Origin of the sequence: Neorhizobium sp. BT27B, assembly GCF_050455485.1 — a bacterium.
Lineage (GTDB): Bacteria > Pseudomonadota > Alphaproteobacteria > Rhizobiales > Rhizobiaceae > Neorhizobium.
This window is the reverse complement of record NZ_JBCIYT010000002.1, coordinates 518,627-534,555: the sequence shown is the minus strand read 5'-3', so window position 1 is coordinate 534,555 and position 15,929 is coordinate 518,627. Positions and strand designations below refer to the sequence as shown.

The following is a 15,929-nucleotide window of genomic DNA, read 5'->3' as shown; positions in this document are numbered from 1 at the left end:
AGGACCGATCGGTCGCAGATACTCGGGACAAGCCCGAGCATGACGGCGGAGAGGTTTCAGTCAAAACCCCTTTTAAGGAGCCCAAACATGGCACCTCGCGTACTCGTGTCCGACGAACTGTCGGAAACCGCCGTCCAGATTTTCCGCGATCGCGGCGTTGAAGTGGATTTCCAGCCGAAGCTCGGCAAGGATAAGGACAAGCTCGCCGAAATCATCGGCAATTACGACGGTCTCGCCATCCGCTCCGCCACCAAGGCGACAGAAAAGCTGATCGCCGCTGCGACCAACCTGAAGGTCATCGGCCGCGCCGGCATCGGCGTCGATAACGTCGATATCCCGGCCGCCTCCAAGCGCGGTATCATCGTCATGAACACCCCGTTCGGCAACTCGATCACGACGGCCGAACACGCCATCGCACTGATGTTCGCCGTTGCCCGCCAGCTGCCGCAGGCCGATGCGTCCACGCAGGCCGGCAAGTGGGAAAAGTCGAAATTCATGGGTGTCGAAATCACCGGCAAGACGCTTGGCGTCATCGGCGCCGGCAATATCGGCGGCATCGTCTGCAAGAAGGCCATCGGCCTTGGCATGCATGTCATCGCCTACGACCCCTTCCTGTCGGCTGAACGCGCCCAGGAAATGGGCGTGGAAAAGGTCGAGCTGGAAGAACTGCTGCCACGCGCCGATTTCATCACCCTGCACGTACCGATGACCGACAAGACCCGCGGCATTCTGGGCGCTGAAAACCTTGCCAAGACCAAGAAGGGCGTTCGCATCATCAACTGCGCTCGCGGTGGCCTGGTCGATGAGGCAGCGCTGGCCGAAGCCATCAAGTCCGGCCACGTTGCCGGTGCCGGTTTCGACGTCTTTGAAGTCGAGCCCGCCACGGAAAGCCCGCTCTTCGGCCTCGATAACGTCGTCTGCACGCCGCATCTGGGCGCGTCGACAACGGAAGCCCAGGAAAACGTTGCCCTGCAGGTTGCCGAACAGATGTCGGACTACCTCGTCAAGGGTGCCGTCTCCAACGCCATCAACATGCCGTCGATCACCGCCGAAGAAGCACCGATCCTCAAGCCGTTCATTCGTCTGGCGGACGTTCTCGGCGCCTTCGTTGGTCAGGTTTCCGATGATCCGATCAAGGAAATCGAAATCCTGTTCGATGGCCAGACCGCCGGTATGAACACCCGCGCGCTGACCTCCGCACTGCTGGCCGGTCTGATCCGTAACCAGGTTTCGGACGTCAACATGGTTTCGGCACCGATCATGATCAAGGAAAAGGGCATCGTCCTTTCCGAGGTCAAGCGCGACAAGACCGGCGTTTACGACGGCTATATCAAGCTGACGGTCAAGACCGAGAAGCAGACCCGTTCTGTCGCCGGCACCGTCTTCTCCGACGGCAAGCCGCGCTTCATCCAGATCAAGGGCATCAACATGGATGCCGATGTCGGCGCCAACATGGTCTACATCTCCAACACCGACGTTCCCGGCATGATCGGCTTCATGGGTACGACGCTGGGTGACGCGGGCGTCAACATCGCCAACTTCCAGCTCGGCCGCGAAGTCGGTGGTGGCGATGCCATTGCGCTGCTTTACGTGGACGCACCGGTTTCGCAGGCCGTTCTCGACAAGCTGACCGCCAACCCAGCGATCAAGCAGGCCCGTCCGCTGGTCTTCAACGTCGAGTAAATCGACACGAACAAAACAAAGACAGAATAAAATCCTCTGAAGGGTGACGAAGACAGGCCCGGTGCATATGCACCGGGCCTGTCTTTTTGCGTTGTTACCACCCCGAGGCCTCCTGCTCCCGGAACGCGCAAAGAGCATGCATGAGCACCTGCAATGCCGCACAGATTCGCCACCTCCCTTCGAATGGTGCGCGACTCACGGGCCATTCCCAGCCCTCAAAACGCAATTGTGGCAAGACGCCTTAAAAACAACATAGATCAAACAAGATTAGATCGTAAATACGCCGTTGTAAAAACAATAAATACCCATGATTATACTTTAATTATAAATAGTAGATTCGTAAATTTCACATTATCGATATATTCAATCAAATTCATGCTGAACATTTTTGAAGAAATACACATTTAATCGCTCGTTAATCGTAATTTTACCTTCGTTTTTCTTCAAAATCCGCACTACGAATTCCCCTATCAAATGAAGGGGTTTCAAATGCTTAAGAAAATCATGCTGGCTTCGGCCATTCTTCTCTCCACCTCCGCCATCGGCCTCTCAGCCGACCTCACCGAGAGCAACCCGGTTCCGCCGATTGCCTTGGAGACCCCTGCCTTCACCTGGACGGGCGCCTATATCGGTATTTCCGGCGGCGCCGGCTGGCTGAACGGCTCGACCACCAAGATGGGCCGTTATCACGACCAGCAGGATTTCGACGGCACCGTGTTCGGCGGTTTCGCCGGTTATAACTGGCAGTTCAGCAACGGCATCGTGGCCGGCATCGAAGGCGACATCGAATACAATTCCAATGACGAAAAATTCTTCGGCTATCGCACGTTTGGCACCGACTGGCAGGGTTCTGCCCGTGGTCGCCTCGGTTATGCCTTCGATCGCCTGATGGTGTTCGGCACCGCCGGCTGGACGATGGCCAAGGGCCATATCGAATTCCCCGGCGCCAGTGAAAGCGAAACCTTCAGCGGCTGGACCGCCGGCGCCGGTGTCGATTACGCCGTCACCGACAAGGTCTTCCTGCGCGGCGAATATCGTTACAGCGATTTCGGCAGCAAGGAGATCGTGCGCGGCATGAACGTCGATTTCGACCAGAGCGTCGTCAAGGTCGGCCTCGCCGTAAAATTCTGATCGGCCGGATGGCATGATCAAACCAGTTACAGCGCCCGCAGTTCAGGCCACACCTGGCGGCGCGCTGTAAGATCAAGGTCAGCCTCGCCCGCCGCCGAGGCTTACCTTGAGGACGGCGAAAAGGGGCCCCGCCGGCCCCTTTTTGTTTGTCTGCATTTCACATGACGGCAAAGATCACGGTCTAGCCGGCATTCTTCTTCAGCAGTTCAGCAAACACAGCCCGACCGATCGAGCGCGCACTTTCCAGATTTTTCGACTGATCCGGCGCATCCGATTCCAGAAGCAGTTCCGACCGGCTGACCGGCGCACCGCAATAATCGAAAATGCCGTGATCGATCTGGGTTTTCATGGCATCGACATAGCCGTGCCGCTCATAGGTGCCTATATCGGCACCACCGATACCAACGAGGTGGATCGGCAGATGTCCGAGCTTCTTGATCACCTTGTCGCCGCTGTCGTCATAGGCCCAGCCGTTGGAAAAGACACGATCGATCCAGCCCTTCATCAAGGCCGGCATCGACCACCAGTAGACCGGAAACACCAGAACCAGCGCATCCGCCCGTTCGATGCGGACCTGTTCCGCAACGACATCTGCCGGCCGGGATGCCTGATGGTGATGTGCGGCACCGTCACCTGCCGAATAGCGGGGATCAAACCCCTCCGAATGCAGGTCGGCGATCTCGAAACTGCTGCCCGCTTCGACAAGCCCCTCCCCGATCCGGGTGGCGACGGCGTGCGTCAGCGACGCGGTGTCGGGATGAGAGAGAACGATGAGAGCGTGCATGACAAGCCTCCTGTTTGCGACGGTCGGCAAAACCTGTATGATGAAATTACCTTTAGTAAGTTACCTTTGGTAAGTTAACATGTCAACCGCGACAAAGGGCACCTCTGCGCCCGTTCAAATTCCCTCGGCTTCACAGCGCAGACTGCCGAAAGAGCACCGGCAAAAGCAGCTCGTCGAAACGGCATGGGCTCTGGTCCGCCAGGAAGGCACCGAAGCTCTGACGCTCGGCCGACTGGCAGAGGCGGCGGGCGTGACCAAGCCGGTCGTCTACAATCATTTTGGCACGCGATCCGGCCTGCTGGTGCTGCTCTATCGGGAATTTGACGCACTACAGACCGACCGCATGGCGCAGGCCCTGCAGACAAGCGCACCGACGCTTGAAGACAGGGCAGCGATCATCGCCTCGGCCTATATCGGCTGCGTCATGGCCCAGGGCCGGGAGATTACCGGCATCATCGCAGCGCTTGCCAGTTCGCCGGAACTGGAAGCGGTGAAACGCGAATGCGAGAACGTTTTTCTGACGCATTGCCGGGATGCGCTTGGCCCTTTCGCGCCGAGGATCGGCCAAGCCGGCCTTCTCGCCATGCTCGGCGCCGCCGAGGCTCTTTCTGCAGCCGCAGCCAACGGCGAGTTGCAGCAGGAAGAGGCGCAGGACGAACTGTATGAAACCATTGTCGCCATGGTGAGACGGCATCGGCAAAGAGCGAGTAGCGAGTAGCGAGTAGCGAGTAGCGAGTAGCGAGTAGCGAGTAGCGAGTAGCGAGTAGCGAGTAGCGAAAAAACTATGCGCCTACCGGCCGCAAGCCCCCCTCTTCTAAGCGCGATGAGAACGCAAAAAGCCGCCCCTTGTCGGAGCGGCTTTTGTCATTTCGGTGGATCGCGAAAACTGAACCGCCAGGCGGCTTATTTGTAGACTGCCGGCTGCAGCGGCATGTCTGCCGGTTCGCTGTAAGCTGCCTGCTCGCAACCATTGAAGGCATAACGGGCGCCGAGGCGGGCTTCGTGGCTGTAAAAGCCCTTGTCGCGGCCAGGGCCGCCATTGTCGGCATAACCGAACATGTTGCCACCGTCGACATAACGGAAGCGATAGCCCAGATCGGCCTTCAGGTTGCAGGTGATATCGACGGACGCACCGGCCATCAGAGCAGCCGTGGCGCGCCACTTGCCCTTGCCGCCGTGCTCGGTCGTGTAGCAGCCGCCGGCATCCGGATCGTCGCAGATCGTGTTGCGCAGTCTGTCCCACTTCACATAGGTCGCACCGAAACCGGCACCAACATAAGGCGTGATCGAAGCATAGGTACCCAGATCGACATACATGTTGGCCATCAGCGAATAGGCGCGCATCGCCGTGCGGTCATCCGAGGTGCAGACAGTACCGCCCGGGCAGGTGCCGATCGTACCGCCGCGGAAATCGGTCTTCGTCATGTGGTCGAAGGTGACGTCGCCGCGCAGATAGTTGTTGAACTGGTAACCGACACCGCCGCCGAGCATAAAGCTGTCATCAACGCGCGCCGAGGCGAAATCGACCTCGTCAGCCGACGAACCGCCCTGATAGAAGCGCGCGCCGCGCAGCTTGTTGAAGGAATAACCCACATCGCCACGCAGGTACCAGCCGCCGGACGACTGCTGGATCTCGACTTCCGGCACATCCTGCGGGATCGGCTGGGGCTGATAAAGGTCGGCAGCGTTGACAGCAGTCGTCGCCAGCAGAAGGGCGACCGCACCGCTCAGAATTTTCTTCATGGCTTCCACTCCGGGGCTAGAATCTTTTTTGCCGGGCTTTACTCCCGGCTTGTTTCATCCCCGATCATTAACGATAAAGGTTAAGGAGCCATTAAGCATAACAGACAATGAGTTATATTTGAAATCGAAGTAATCACCGCCAAAACGACCAAGTAGAATAAAACAAAAACGGCGACCAAGTATGGCCGCCGCAATATATTTCAGTTTATGCGAATTTAGAAATCAAGCAGCCGAACGAACATTGCCGATGATGCCGATCAGACCATTGACGATACGCTCCACCTGAGCGCGATCATCACCTTCGGCCATGACGCGGATCAGTGGTTCGGTACCCGACGGGCGAATGACCAGACGGCCCTTGCCGGCAAGCTCCGCTTCCGCATCGGCGATCGCCTGACGCACGATGGCCTCCTCCAGCGGCTTGCCGCCGGCAAAACGCACGTTTTTCAGAAGCTGCGGCACCGGCTCGAACCGGCGGCAGATTTCGCTGACCGGACGGTCCTGCTTCTTCACGCAGGCAAGGATCTGCAGTGCGGCCACGAGGCCGTCGCCGGTCGTGCCGAAATCCGACAGCACGATATGGCCGGACTGCTCACCACCGACGTTGAAATCGTGGTTGCGCATATGCTCGACCACATAACGGTCCCCCACCTTGGTGCGGGCAAGCGACAGGCCCTTGTCGCCTAGGAAACGCTCAAGACCGAGATTGGACATGACGGTGGCGACAATGCCATTGCCGCGCAGCGTGCCGGCATCGGCCCAGCTTTCGCCGATCACCGCCATCAGCTGGTCGCCATCGACGATCTGGCCGTTCTCGTCGACGATAATGACGCGGTCGGCATCACCATCGAGCGCGATGCCGATATCGGCGCGCACTTCATGCACCTTCTGCTGCAGCGCCTTCGGGCTGGTGGAGCCGCAATCGAGATTGATATTGGTGCCATTGGGATCGTTGCCGATGGTGACGACCTCGGCCCCCAGTTCCCACAGCGCCAAAGGGGCGACCTTGTAGGCGGCGCCATTGGCGCAGTCGATGGCGATCCTCAGACCCTGAAGCGTGACATCGCGCGGCAGCGTGCGCTTGGCGTGTTCGATATAACGGTAGATATCGCCCTCGACACGCTTGGCGCGACCGATCTCGTGCGGCTTGGCAAGCTGCGCATAGATATCCTTGTCGAGCAGTTCCTCGATCTGCATTTCCAGATCGTCGGAGAGCTTGTAGCCATCCGGGCCAAACAGCTTGATGCCATTATCCTCGAAAGGATTGTGCGAGGCGGAAATCATCACGCCGATATCGGCGCGCAGCGAACGCGTCAGCATGGCCACAGCTGGCGTCGGGATCGGGCCGAGCAGGAAAACATCGAGACCGGCGGCGGTAAACCCGGCGACCAGCGCGTTTTCCAGCATGTAACCCGACAGACGTGTATCCTTGCCGATAACGACGCGGTGGCGGTGACTGCCACGGCGGAACAGCGTGCCGACGGCAATACCGACGCGCATCGCCAGATCCGGCGTCATCGGAAACACGTTGGACTGGCCGCGAATACCGTCAGTGCCGAAATAGCGACGTGTCATGGAAACTCCTTGGGGTTCGCGCAGCTTTTTGGAGCGCGCTGTCTTTGTCTTGGCCGTTGCGGGCTTCACCGTTTTTGGCTTGCCTGAGTTTGGCTGGGGCGTCATCTGCGACTGCTCTTTTCGCGTGCATGGCCTCAAAGCTGGCTCATGCCACACTTCATGGATTCAGGCACGTAAAATAGCGTCAAAAAGGATTACATCTTGTTACCGCGTTGGACGGCATTCTGCTCATGGCCGGCTTGGCGTCAGAATTTGATCGGAGAAATCCTGCGGCTGCGCAATTCGATGCTGCCATCCTCGTTCACACGGTAACGCTCGCTGACGCGGCTTCCGAAGCTGCCGATGAACTCGCGGGTAAAGGTATAGCCCACGGGCATGTTCCGGTAACGCCCCTTCGATTGCGGCCCATATTTGAGACTGCCGGCGATTGGCGGAATGCCGGGCGCAAAATCAATGGCAGCAAATTCCGGATTGGCCTTGCTGGTGCAACCGGCAAGCACAACTGCCAACAGAGATAGAGCCACGAGCTTTTTCATAACAACGCTTTCTTTGATATCGGTGCGGGTCGCAACGAGGTCCGATCGAGCAGACCACCTTCCTGATATACGAAAAAAAGCCACCCTCACTCGCGCAAGGGTGGCTCCATCTCAATAACCGTCACACCCGCTTAGTGCGGCTGCGGCTCCAGTCCGCCTTCGGAAGCGTCGCCTTTAGGCTCGTCCTTCTTGGGGCCGGCAGAGGGCACGGCCGAACCGCGGTTCGGGGTCGAGTCGTCACCCAGATCACGCGACGGCTTTTCGCCACGGATCAGCGACTTGATCTCTTCGCCGGTCAGCGTTTCGTATTCCAGCAGACCTTCAGCAATCGCCACAAAGCCATCGTGATGGTCGGTGAGGATCTGACGTGCTTCGGTATAGGCTTCGTCGATCAGACGACGCACTTCCTGGTCGATCTTCTGGGCGGTCGATTCCGAGACATTCTTGGACTGCGAAACCGAGTGGCCCAAAAAGACTTCCTGCTGGTTTTCACCATAGGCGACCTGACCGAGGATATCGGAAAAGCCCCACTGGGTAACCATGGCGCGGGCAAGCTTGGTGGCCTGCTCGATATCCGAAGATGCACCCGAGGTGATGTTTTCCTTGCCGAACGTCAGTTCTTCGGCAACGCGACCGCCCATCATGATGGTCAGGCGCGATACCATCCACTTGTAGCTCATCGAATAGCGGTCGCCTTCCGGCAACTGCATGACCATGCCGAGAGCACGGCCGCGCGGGATGATCGTTGCCTTATGCAACGGATCGGCAACCGCGACCTTGAGCGCCGTAATGGCGTGGCCGGCTTCGTGATAGGCGGTGAGCTTCTTTTCGGCTTCGGTCATGGCGGACGAGCGGCGTTCCGCACCCATCATGATCTTGTCCTTGGCGTCTTCGAATTCCTGCATGGTGACAAGGCGCTTATTGCGGCGCGCAGCCATCAGGGCGGATTCGTTGACGAGGTTCATCAGGTCGGCACCGGAGAAACCGGGCGTACCGCGGGCCAGAACCTTCAGATCCACATTCGGTGCCAAAGGCACGTTGCGGGCGTGAACCTTGAGGATGCGCTCGCGGCCGACGATATCCGGGTTCGGCACCACGACCTGACGGTCGAAACGGCCCGGACGCAGCAGCGCCGGATCGAGAACGTCGGGACGGTTGGTGGCAGCGATCAGGATGATGCCTTCATTGGCTTCAAAGCCATCCATCTCGACGAGCAGCTGGTTGAGCGTCTGTTCGCGTTCGTCGTTACCACCGCCGAGGCCTGCGCCACGATGACGACCGACGGCGTCGATTTCGTCGATGAAGATGATGCAGGGCGCGTTCTTCTTGGCCTGCTCGAACATGTCACGCACACGCGATGCACCGACACCGACGAACATTTCGACGAAGTCCGAACCGGAAATCGTGAAGAACGGCACATTGGCTTCACCGGCAACCGAGCGGGCAAGCAGTGTCTTACCCGTGCCCGGAGGGCCGACAAGCAGGACGCCGCGCGGAATACGGCCGCCAAGACGCTGGAACTTCTGCGGATCGCGCAGGAATTCGACGATTTCCTCGAGATCCTGCTTGGCTTCGTCGACGCCGGCAACATCGTCAAACGTGACGCGGCCATGCGCTTCGGTCAAAAGCTTGGCCTTGGACTTGCCAAAGCCCATCGCGCCGCGCGATCCACCCTGCATCTGGCGCATGAAGAACAGCCAGACACCGAGGATCAGCAGCATCGGCAAAAGCGTGCCGAGATAGCTCAAAAAGCCGGAGGAACCATCCGTTTCGGGGCGCGCAGACACCTGAACATTCTTTTCGGTCAGGCGCTGGATCAGCGAGTCGTCGATGACGGGGGAATAGGTCTGAAATCCCGGGCTGCCGTCCGTGTAGGTGCCGAGAACACGGTTGCCGGTGACTACCACGTCACGGACCTTGCCGGAATCGACATCAGTCAAGAACTTCGAGTACGGGATTTCTCTCGAGCTCGTTTGCGAAGGCGCCGTCTGGAACATGCTGAACAAAGCGATCAGCAACAGAGCAATCACCGCCCAAAGAGCAAAATTACGAAAATTTGGGTTCATCGAACTCCCCGATATGCACGACAGCTTTAGGCCGCCGCCTTTATTGACCCCTAACATAGGATTGTGGCAGGCCGTTGCCAAGGCAAAGCGCCGGTAACCTTCACGTTTTCCGTGCGAAAGCGTTAAACGGGTGGCAATAAATAGGCCCCACGCCCCATAAGGGCGGCAATCCGGCTGGCAAGCGGCAGGTCGTAGACCGGCAAAAAGCGGTCGAACACCGCCAGATGCGGCGATATGGCAAGCGCGCCCTCCCCCTGACATGCGGCATGAGGCAACACGCGGGCGGCAAGTTTCGCAAGGCCGGACGCCAGATTTTCGAAACCATCGGTGCTCTGCCGCCCCGGCAGCACCTCGATCGGCGTCGCGACATGGCTGGTGACGGCAAGGCGACCGTCCCAAACCACTGTTTCTCCCGGCGGCACGGTGACATGCGGCAGATTGCGGTTTTCCCGCAGCATGAACAGGCCGTCGCGGCGCAGATCAAAAACCACTCTTCCGGCAGTCATCCGGCCACGGCTGCCGGTGATAAATGCCATCAACCGATCGGCGCTTTCGCGCGAAAGATTGTGCGGGCGCCCACCGAGAACGGCCGCAAGGGTTGAAAGGGCGTGGCGAACCACAATGGGGTTTTCGCGCAGGCCGTCGAGGGTTATCTTTGCGATGACGGCATGTTCGATCGTGGCACAGGCGGCAAGCCAGTCGGCGCCGTCCTGGGCAAGTTTTTCCCGCGCCTGTGCGGCTGTGGCAATGATGGCCGGATCGATGGCTGGTTCGAAAGCCAGCGCCTGACGGATGCGCACCCGCTCGTAATGCGGATCGACATTGCTGGGATCATCGACCCAGCCGACTGCATTGTCGGTGAGCCAGGCACGGATATCGGCGCGGCGGGTATGGAGTAGCGGGCGCAAAATCCAGTGGCGGGTATCGAGCAGCGTGGCTGGGGCCATGCCGGAGAGGCCGACTGAAGAGCGGGGCGGCATAGCCCCTTCGATCTCCCCCGTTGAGGGGGAGATGTCAGCGAAGCTGACAGAGGGGGGTGGCAACGTCTCGCCGGAGCGTCCCGCCCGCATCACCACCGTCTCGATCTGATCATCCAGCGTATGGCCGGTGACGATAGCGGTCGCGCCGATCTCGTCGGCGATGGCCGATAGCAACGAATAACGCGCCTCGCGGGCGGCGGCGGAAATGCCGGTTGCCGGCTTTTCGCCTTGCCAGCGGCGGGTCACATGAAAAATGCGGAGCTTTTCGCAAAGCGCTGCCACCGCCCGCGCCTCTTCAGCCGCTTCGGGGCGCAGCGCGTGGTCGATCGTGGCAGCGGAAATGCGGATATCGGGAAAGGCAGAAAGTGCCGAATGCAGACCGACCAGCAGGCCGGTGGAATCGCTGCCGCCGGAAATGGCGACAAGCAGATGCGCGGGCTTTTTGAAGTCAGCCAGAAAACCGGAGAGCGCCGACATCAGCGGCAGGCTGCGATCCGGATGACCGGCGATCGTGGAATGGGGCGGCGGCGTCACGGCGCGGGCCGCCGCATCAGCAGCCGAGGCGTTTCTGTTCGGTGCCGACCTTGGTGGTCACGGCGCGCTGGGCATTCGGATAACGGCGCGTCACTTCTTTCAGCGTTGCGCAGGCCGTGTCCTTGTTGTCGAGCGCGGCAAGCGACATGCCGAGCTTCAGCAGCATTTCCGGCGCTTTCGGAGAGGTGCCGAACGCCTTGTGAGCGTCGAGGAAGGTTTTGGCCGCCTCATTGTATTTGCCCTGCGAATACTGCGCTTCACCAAGCCAGAAATGAGCATCGGCAGCACGATCGGCCTTGGGATGGGCGGCGATATAATCGTTGAATTCCTGTTCGGCGATCTTGTAGTCGCCCGAAAGGACATGGCCGTAAGCGGCGCGGTACGCTTCGCTTTCGTTTGTAAGCCCTGCCGTCTGCTGGCCGCCACGGCTGCCGGACGAACCGCTATCGACACCCGGCAGGTTGCGCGAACCATTGTTGGCGCCCTGGTTCATCGTGGCGCCCTTGGGCAAGCCAGACTGGTCCATTTCGATCGAGCCGAGCGTGGTCGGCGGCGGCGCACCGGTGCCGGAATTCTGGCCAGGATTACGGGCTGAAGGGGCCGGCGAAGACCCGCCCTGCCCGTTCATCCCCGGATTTTGTTCGATGATCTGGCTGAGTTCATCGTTTTTTTTTGAGCCATCTGCCGGAGCGGCAGCGACTGCGGGACGGTTACCAGAACCGCCGCCCTCGGATTTTTCGAGTTCCTGGAAACGGAATTCGTTGTCTTCCTGGGCTTTGCGGATCTGTTCCTGCATCTGCAAAAGCTGAAAGCTCATTTCCTCGATGCGGCCGTTCAACTGGCGGATTTCTTCCTGCAGCTGCTGAACGCGCACGGCGTCGTTGCCGGCCTGGGCCAGCACCACCGGTGCCTGCTGCGTCTGTGGTTTTTCAGCCTTGCTCAGAAACGGCAGCGTGAAAGCTTCCGCCTGGCCGCCTGCAGCGGCAAGCCCCAGCATCGCTGCCAAGACAAGTTTCTTCATATCGTCGATCCCGAATCATCTGAAGCTACGCCGGATTGGCGCAAGCAGACATTTTGTTAGTTGCCGTCAAAAAACAAGTGAAACTCGGCCAAACTAAGGAGAAACGAAAAAGGCGACCCGCGGGCCGCCTTCAACTTTTCGTGCCCCGAAACTGACGGGGCAATTCGAATTACATGCCGGCGCCGCCGAGAACGGTAACGGCGCGACGGTTCTGCGACCAGCACGAGATGTCGTCGCAAACGGCGACCGGACGTTCCTTGCCGTAGGAGATCGTGCGCATGCGGTTGGCCGGTACGCCACGCGATGCGAGGTATTCCTTGGTGGCGGCAGCGCGACGTGCGCCGAGAGCCAGGTTGTATTCGCGGGTGCCGCGTTCGTCGGCATGGCCTTCGACGGTGATGGCGTAGCGCGGGTAACGCTGCAGCCACTGGGCCTGACGGTCGAGGATCTGCTGGGCATCGGCGCGAACCGAAGTGCTGTCGGTGTCGAAGAAGATGCGGTCGCCGACGTTGACGGTGAAGTCCTGGGCGGAGCCCGGGGTTGCTGCACCACCGGCGCCGCCGTTCAGGCCGAGATCACCGGCATTGTTCGGCATGTTCTTCTTGTTGGCGCAGCCGGCCAGAGCAAGAGCGAGCGTCAGTGCGATGACGGCCGGGTTGCGGGCAAGTGTCTGCATGCGGCTCATCGCCTGGGTCTCAATGCGGCTCATGGCCGGTTTCTCCTTGGATAAACTTTACGGTTGCCGGACCCTAACCTTTCTCGGTTAATCGACGGCAAACGGTTATGGTTAACGAAACGTCACCAATGTCCCTTTCTGCGCTTTTTCAGGACATTGCGGCAGTAAAGAGGCGGTCGCCTGCCTCCGGTCTCACAAAGCAAAAGAGGCGGTCACCCGCCTCTTGTCGCTCTCATGCTATTCCATCAACGGCGACCACGCCGGGTCGGACGCGAATGTCGGGGTCTTGATGGCCTGCTCGTTGTAACCGGTCAGGTCGATCGAGTAGAGCTGCGGACCACCGGAGCCGGCGGCCTGACGGAAGAACATCAGCACGCGGCCGTTCGGCGCCCAGGTCGGGCCCTCGTTGTGGAAGCCCGAGGTGAGGATACGCTCGCCCGAACCATCCGGCTTCATCACGCCGATCGAGAACTTTCCGCCCGACTGCTTGGTGAAGGCGATGAGATCGCCACGCGGAGACCAGACCGGCGTCGAATAGGAGCCGTCGCCGAAGGAAATGCGGTTCTGGCCGGAGCCATCGGCATTCATGACATAGATCTGCTGACGACCACCACGGTCGCTTTCGAACGTTACCTGTCGGCCATCCGGAGAATAGGACGGTGCGGTATCGATAGCAGCAGTGTTGGTCAGCCGTGTCGTGGTGCGCGAGCGCAGGTCCATCGTATAGATATTGGCATTGCCTTCCTGCTGAAGGCTCATGATCACCTTCTGGCCATCCGGCGAGAAGCGCGGAGAGAAGGTCATGCCCGGAAAATTGCCGACGACTTCGCGGCGTCCACTTTCTAGCTGCAGCAGGTAGACGCGCGGCTGGTCGCCTTCAAACGACATGTAGGTGACTTCCTGACGGCTCGGCGAGAAGCGCGGCGTCAGAACCAGATCCTTGCCATTGGTCAGCGCACGGACATTGAAACCATCCTGGTCCATGATGGACAGCTGGCGCTGACGGGCCGTTTTCGGGCCGCTTTCGGAAACGAACACGACGCGGGTATCGAAATAGCCCTTCTCACCGGTGATCTGCTGATAGATCGCATCGGCAATGATATGGGCGACACGGCGCCAGTTGTCCGGCTGGGTGTAAAACTGCTGGCCGGTCATCTGCTGGCCGGCAAACGTATCCCACAGGCGGAACTCGGCGCGCAGACGGCCATCGGCTTCACGCGTGATGCGGCCGGAGACCATGGCCTGCGCATTGATCGCCTTCCAGTCTTCAAAACGCGGGGTCTTGTTGGGATCGGAAATCTTTTCGATGAACGCAGCCTTGTTGACCGGCGCAAAAAGGCCGGAACGCTGCAGATCGGCAGCAATGACCTGGGAGATCTGCGGACCGAGCGCGTCGTTGGACAGGAAATCCGTGATCGCGATCGGCAACGGCTCGACACGACCCTTGTTGACGTTGATCGTCACGGCCGCCTGGGCCGAGGTTGAGAACATCACGGCCATGCCCGCCAGAGCGATCACGAGACGGATGAAAGAACGTTTCATCATGGTATTAAAGCCTTTCAGCTACGCTTTCAGCTGTTTAGAGCGCGAAATCGGAGGGATCGAAATTGACGATGACCTCGCTCCACGTGTCATATTTATCGGCCGGAAGGCCCTGGAAGGGTTGCGACTTCATAACGGCGCGGCGGGCACTGGCTTCCATCGTCCGGCGTGCGGTATCCGATCCGCCCGTCGATGAAACCTTGGGACTGCCAACGATATTGCCACCCTCGTCGAGACTGAAGCTGACGGTGATGATCATGCCCTGAAGGCCTTCGATACCGGCGAAGGTCGACCAGTTGTTCTGGATCTGGCCGCGCAGTGCGTCCATTTCCGACATGCTGAGGCTTTGGCCGCCCGTCGTCTTCTTGCCGCCAAGGGCTGCCGTCTGCGTCGAAGCCTTGGCACCGCTGCTCGGCGCATCCTGCTTGTTGAGGAAATTCTCGATATCGTCCGGGTTGAACTTGCTGTCCCCCGCCTTGGTGGTCTTGGCGGTTTCCTGCTTCTTTTCGGCAACCTTCTTGTCAGCCGGTTTTTCAGCCGTCTTCGTTTCGGTCTTTTTCTCGACCGGCTTTTCCGGCGGTTTTTCGACGGGCTTTGCCTGTTCTTTCGGCGGCTCCGGTTTCGGGCGCGCGGCCGGCAACGGCACGCTGGAAGGCAGCGGTGTTTCCTCGACCTTGGTTTCCGTCGGCGCGGGCGTCGGCTCCGGCGGCTTTGGCGTCGGCTGCTGAATTTCAGGTTTTGGCTGCGGCAGCGATGCGGTTTCGACCGGCTTCGGCGCCGTCTCTTCCTTCACCACGTCCTTGACGTCATTGTTCTCTTTCGCCGTCTCCGGCAGCGGCTTGTCCACCTTCGGCGGTGCTGCAGCAGATTCGGTCTTGACCGGCCGCTCGACCGGAACAGGCGCACTTTTCAGGTCGACGCTATTGTCTCCGGTGTTCTGGGCATCGGGAACGTTGGTCGGCTTTTTTGTCGGGGTCGGGGCGGATTTTTCGGCCTTGGGGGCCTTCTTGTCGCCTTCCTGGATCTGGGTAATCGATTCCACCGGAACGATATCGACCGGCAGCGCCTCGACCGGCGCCACTTCCATGGGCGCAGGCGCGCCTATCGACACCAGCGCAAAGGCCAGTGCCGCGGAGTGAAGAGCAAAGGATGTGCCGAGACTGGTCTTCATGGCACCCCGATCACTTTGTTTCCTGCAGGGTGACCAGACCGATATTCTTGAAGCCGGCCGCGGAAACGCGGGCCATGACCTTCATCACGACGCCATAGGCTGCAGCGGTATCGCCGCGCACATAGATGCGTTCGTTATAACCGGTCGTGGCAATGGCTTCGAGCTTCGGCACGACTTCGTCGATACCGATCGGGGTTTCCTGCAGATAGATTTCGCCAGCCGGGTTGACGGAGATCGTAATCGGCTGGGTATCGGAGTTCATGGCGCTGGCCTGCGTCTCCGGCAGGTCGATCGGCACGCCGACGGTCATCATCGGTGCGGCAACCATGAAGATGATGAGCAGAACGAGCATGACGTCGACAAGCGGCGTCACGTTGATTTCGCTGATGGCACCGCCACCTGAACGGCGACGACGTCCACCGCGACGACCGCCACCACCACCTTTTGCACCGCCGGCCGACATGCCCATGGGTTATGCTCCTAGAAC

Annotated in this window: 14 protein-coding genes; 3 read left to right on the top strand and 11 right to left on the bottom strand. The window is 59.7% G+C overall.

What is annotated here, in order from left to right; genetic code table 11:
* Positions 1-87: 87 nt before the first annotated feature.
* Positions 88-1,683 carry a phosphoglycerate dehydrogenase gene (gene serA, locus AAIH70_RS08060; protein ID WP_132271658.1) on the top strand — a complete coding sequence of 532 codons (1,596 nt, stop codon included), beginning with the start codon at positions 88-90 and terminating at the stop codon, positions 1,681-1,683.
* A 489-nt stretch (positions 1,684-2,172) separates the two neighbouring features.
* On the top strand, positions 2,173-2,814 hold the full coding sequence (locus AAIH70_RS08055) for an outer membrane protein (RefSeq protein ID WP_245519011.1): 642 nt from the start codon (positions 2,173-2,175) through the stop codon (positions 2,812-2,814).
* Between the two features lie 181 nt (positions 2,815-2,995).
* On the opposite strand, the gene AAIH70_RS08050 is transcribed toward AAIH70_RS08055, so the two are convergent.
* Positions 2,996-3,598, bottom strand: a complete 603-nt coding sequence (locus AAIH70_RS08050) for an NAD(P)H-dependent oxidoreductase (RefSeq protein ID WP_132271656.1) — start codon at positions 3,596-3,598, stop codon at positions 2,996-2,998.
* A 79-nt stretch (positions 3,599-3,677) separates the two neighbouring features.
* Between AAIH70_RS08050 and AAIH70_RS08045 the strand changes: the two genes are divergently transcribed.
* Positions 3,678-4,316, top strand: coding sequence for a TetR/AcrR family transcriptional regulator (locus AAIH70_RS08045; protein ID WP_132271655.1), 639 nt, complete (start codon positions 3,678-3,680; stop codon positions 4,314-4,316).
* Between the two features lie 185 nt (positions 4,317-4,501).
* Here AAIH70_RS08045 and AAIH70_RS08040 read toward each other — a convergent pair whose 3' ends face one another.
* From AAIH70_RS08040 to tolR, 10 genes are all read right to left on the bottom strand, one after another.
* Positions 4,502-5,341, bottom strand: coding sequence for an outer membrane protein (locus AAIH70_RS08040; RefSeq protein WP_132271654.1), 840 nt, complete (start codon positions 5,339-5,341; stop codon positions 4,502-4,504).
* Between the two features lie 222 nt (positions 5,342-5,563).
* Positions 5,564-6,916 carry a phosphoglucosamine mutase gene (glmM, locus tag AAIH70_RS08035; protein ID WP_132271653.1) on the bottom strand — a complete coding sequence of 451 codons (1,353 nt, stop codon included), beginning with the start codon at positions 6,914-6,916 and terminating at the stop codon, positions 5,564-5,566.
* A gap of 245 nt (positions 6,917-7,161) precedes the next feature.
* The gene (locus tag AAIH70_RS08030) at positions 7,162-7,536 is read right to left on the bottom strand and encodes a hypothetical protein (RefSeq protein WP_132271652.1); all 375 of its coding nucleotides are present in this window, start codon (positions 7,534-7,536) and stop codon (positions 7,162-7,164) included.
* Between the two features lie 47 nt (positions 7,537-7,583).
* Entirely contained in the window at positions 7,584-9,518 is a 1,935-nt protein-coding gene (ftsH, locus tag AAIH70_RS08025; RefSeq protein ID WP_132271651.1) for an ATP-dependent zinc metalloprotease FtsH, read from the bottom strand.
* 122 nt (positions 9,519-9,640) lie between these two features.
* Positions 9,641-11,032, bottom strand: a complete 1,392-nt coding sequence (tilS, locus tag AAIH70_RS08020) for a tRNA lysidine(34) synthetase TilS (RefSeq protein WP_245519009.1) — start codon at positions 11,030-11,032, stop codon at positions 9,641-9,643.
* Positions 11,033-11,048: 16 nt separating this feature from the next.
* Positions 11,049-12,053, bottom strand: coding sequence for a tol-pal system protein YbgF (ybgF, locus tag AAIH70_RS08015; RefSeq protein ID WP_132271650.1), 1,005 nt, complete (start codon positions 12,051-12,053; stop codon positions 11,049-11,051).
* Between the two features lie 169 nt (positions 12,054-12,222).
* A complete protein-coding gene (pal, locus tag AAIH70_RS08010) occupies positions 12,223-12,762 on the bottom strand; it encodes a peptidoglycan-associated lipoprotein Pal (RefSeq protein ID WP_132271649.1) in 540 nt (179 codons plus the stop codon).
* A gap of 204 nt (positions 12,763-12,966) precedes the next feature.
* Positions 12,967-14,274 (bottom strand): Tol-Pal system beta propeller repeat protein TolB, encoded by a 1,308-nt coding sequence (tolB, locus tag AAIH70_RS08005; protein ID WP_132271648.1) that lies wholly within the window; start codon positions 14,272-14,274, stop codon positions 12,967-12,969.
* Positions 14,275-14,308: 34 nt separating this feature from the next.
* Positions 14,309-15,442, bottom strand: coding sequence for a hypothetical protein (locus tag AAIH70_RS08000; protein ID WP_132271647.1), 1,134 nt, complete (start codon positions 15,440-15,442; stop codon positions 14,309-14,311).
* Positions 15,443-15,452: 10 nt separating this feature from the next.
* Positions 15,453-15,911 carry a protein TolR gene (gene tolR, locus AAIH70_RS07995; RefSeq protein ID WP_132271646.1) on the bottom strand — a complete coding sequence of 153 codons (459 nt, stop codon included), beginning with the start codon at positions 15,909-15,911 and terminating at the stop codon, positions 15,453-15,455.
* Positions 15,912-15,929 lie beyond the last annotated feature (18 nt).

Bases quoted from the DNA above. Each gene is read 5' to 3' on its own strand.
- serA (WP_132271658.1), top strand. From the start codon at position 88: ATGGCACCTCGCGTACTCGTGTCCGACGAACTGTCGGAAACCGCCGTC.
- AAIH70_RS08055 (WP_245519011.1), top strand. From the start codon at position 2,173: ATGCTTAAGAAAATCATGCTGGCTTCGGCCATTCTTCTCTCCACCTCC.
- AAIH70_RS08050 (WP_132271656.1), bottom strand. From the start codon at position 3,598: ATGCACGCTCTCATCGTTCTCTCTCATCCCGACACCGCGTCGCTGACG.
- AAIH70_RS08045 (WP_132271655.1), top strand. From the start codon at position 3,678: ATGTCAACCGCGACAAAGGGCACCTCTGCGCCCGTTCAAATTCCCTCG.
- AAIH70_RS08040 (WP_132271654.1), bottom strand. From the start codon at position 5,341: ATGAAGAAAATTCTGAGCGGTGCGGTCGCCCTTCTGCTGGCGACGACT.
- glmM (WP_132271653.1), bottom strand. From the start codon at position 6,916: ATGACACGTCGCTATTTCGGCACTGACGGTATTCGCGGCCAGTCCAAC.
- ftsH (WP_132271651.1), bottom strand. From the start codon at position 9,518: ATGAACCCAAATTTTCGTAATTTTGCTCTTTGGGCGGTGATTGCTCTG.
- ybgF (WP_132271650.1), bottom strand. From the start codon at position 12,053: ATGAAGAAACTTGTCTTGGCAGCGATGCTGGGGCTTGCCGCTGCAGGC.
- pal (WP_132271649.1), bottom strand. From the start codon at position 12,762: ATGAGCCGCATTGAGACCCAGGCGATGAGCCGCATGCAGACACTTGCC.
- tolB (WP_132271648.1), bottom strand. From the start codon at position 14,274: ATGATGAAACGTTCTTTCATCCGTCTCGTGATCGCTCTGGCGGGCATG.
- AAIH70_RS08000 (WP_132271647.1), bottom strand. From the start codon at position 15,442: ATGAAGACCAGTCTCGGCACATCCTTTGCTCTTCACTCCGCGGCACTG.
- tolR (WP_132271646.1), bottom strand. From the start codon at position 15,911: ATGGGCATGTCGGCCGGCGGTGCAAAAGGTGGTGGTGGCGGTCGTCGC.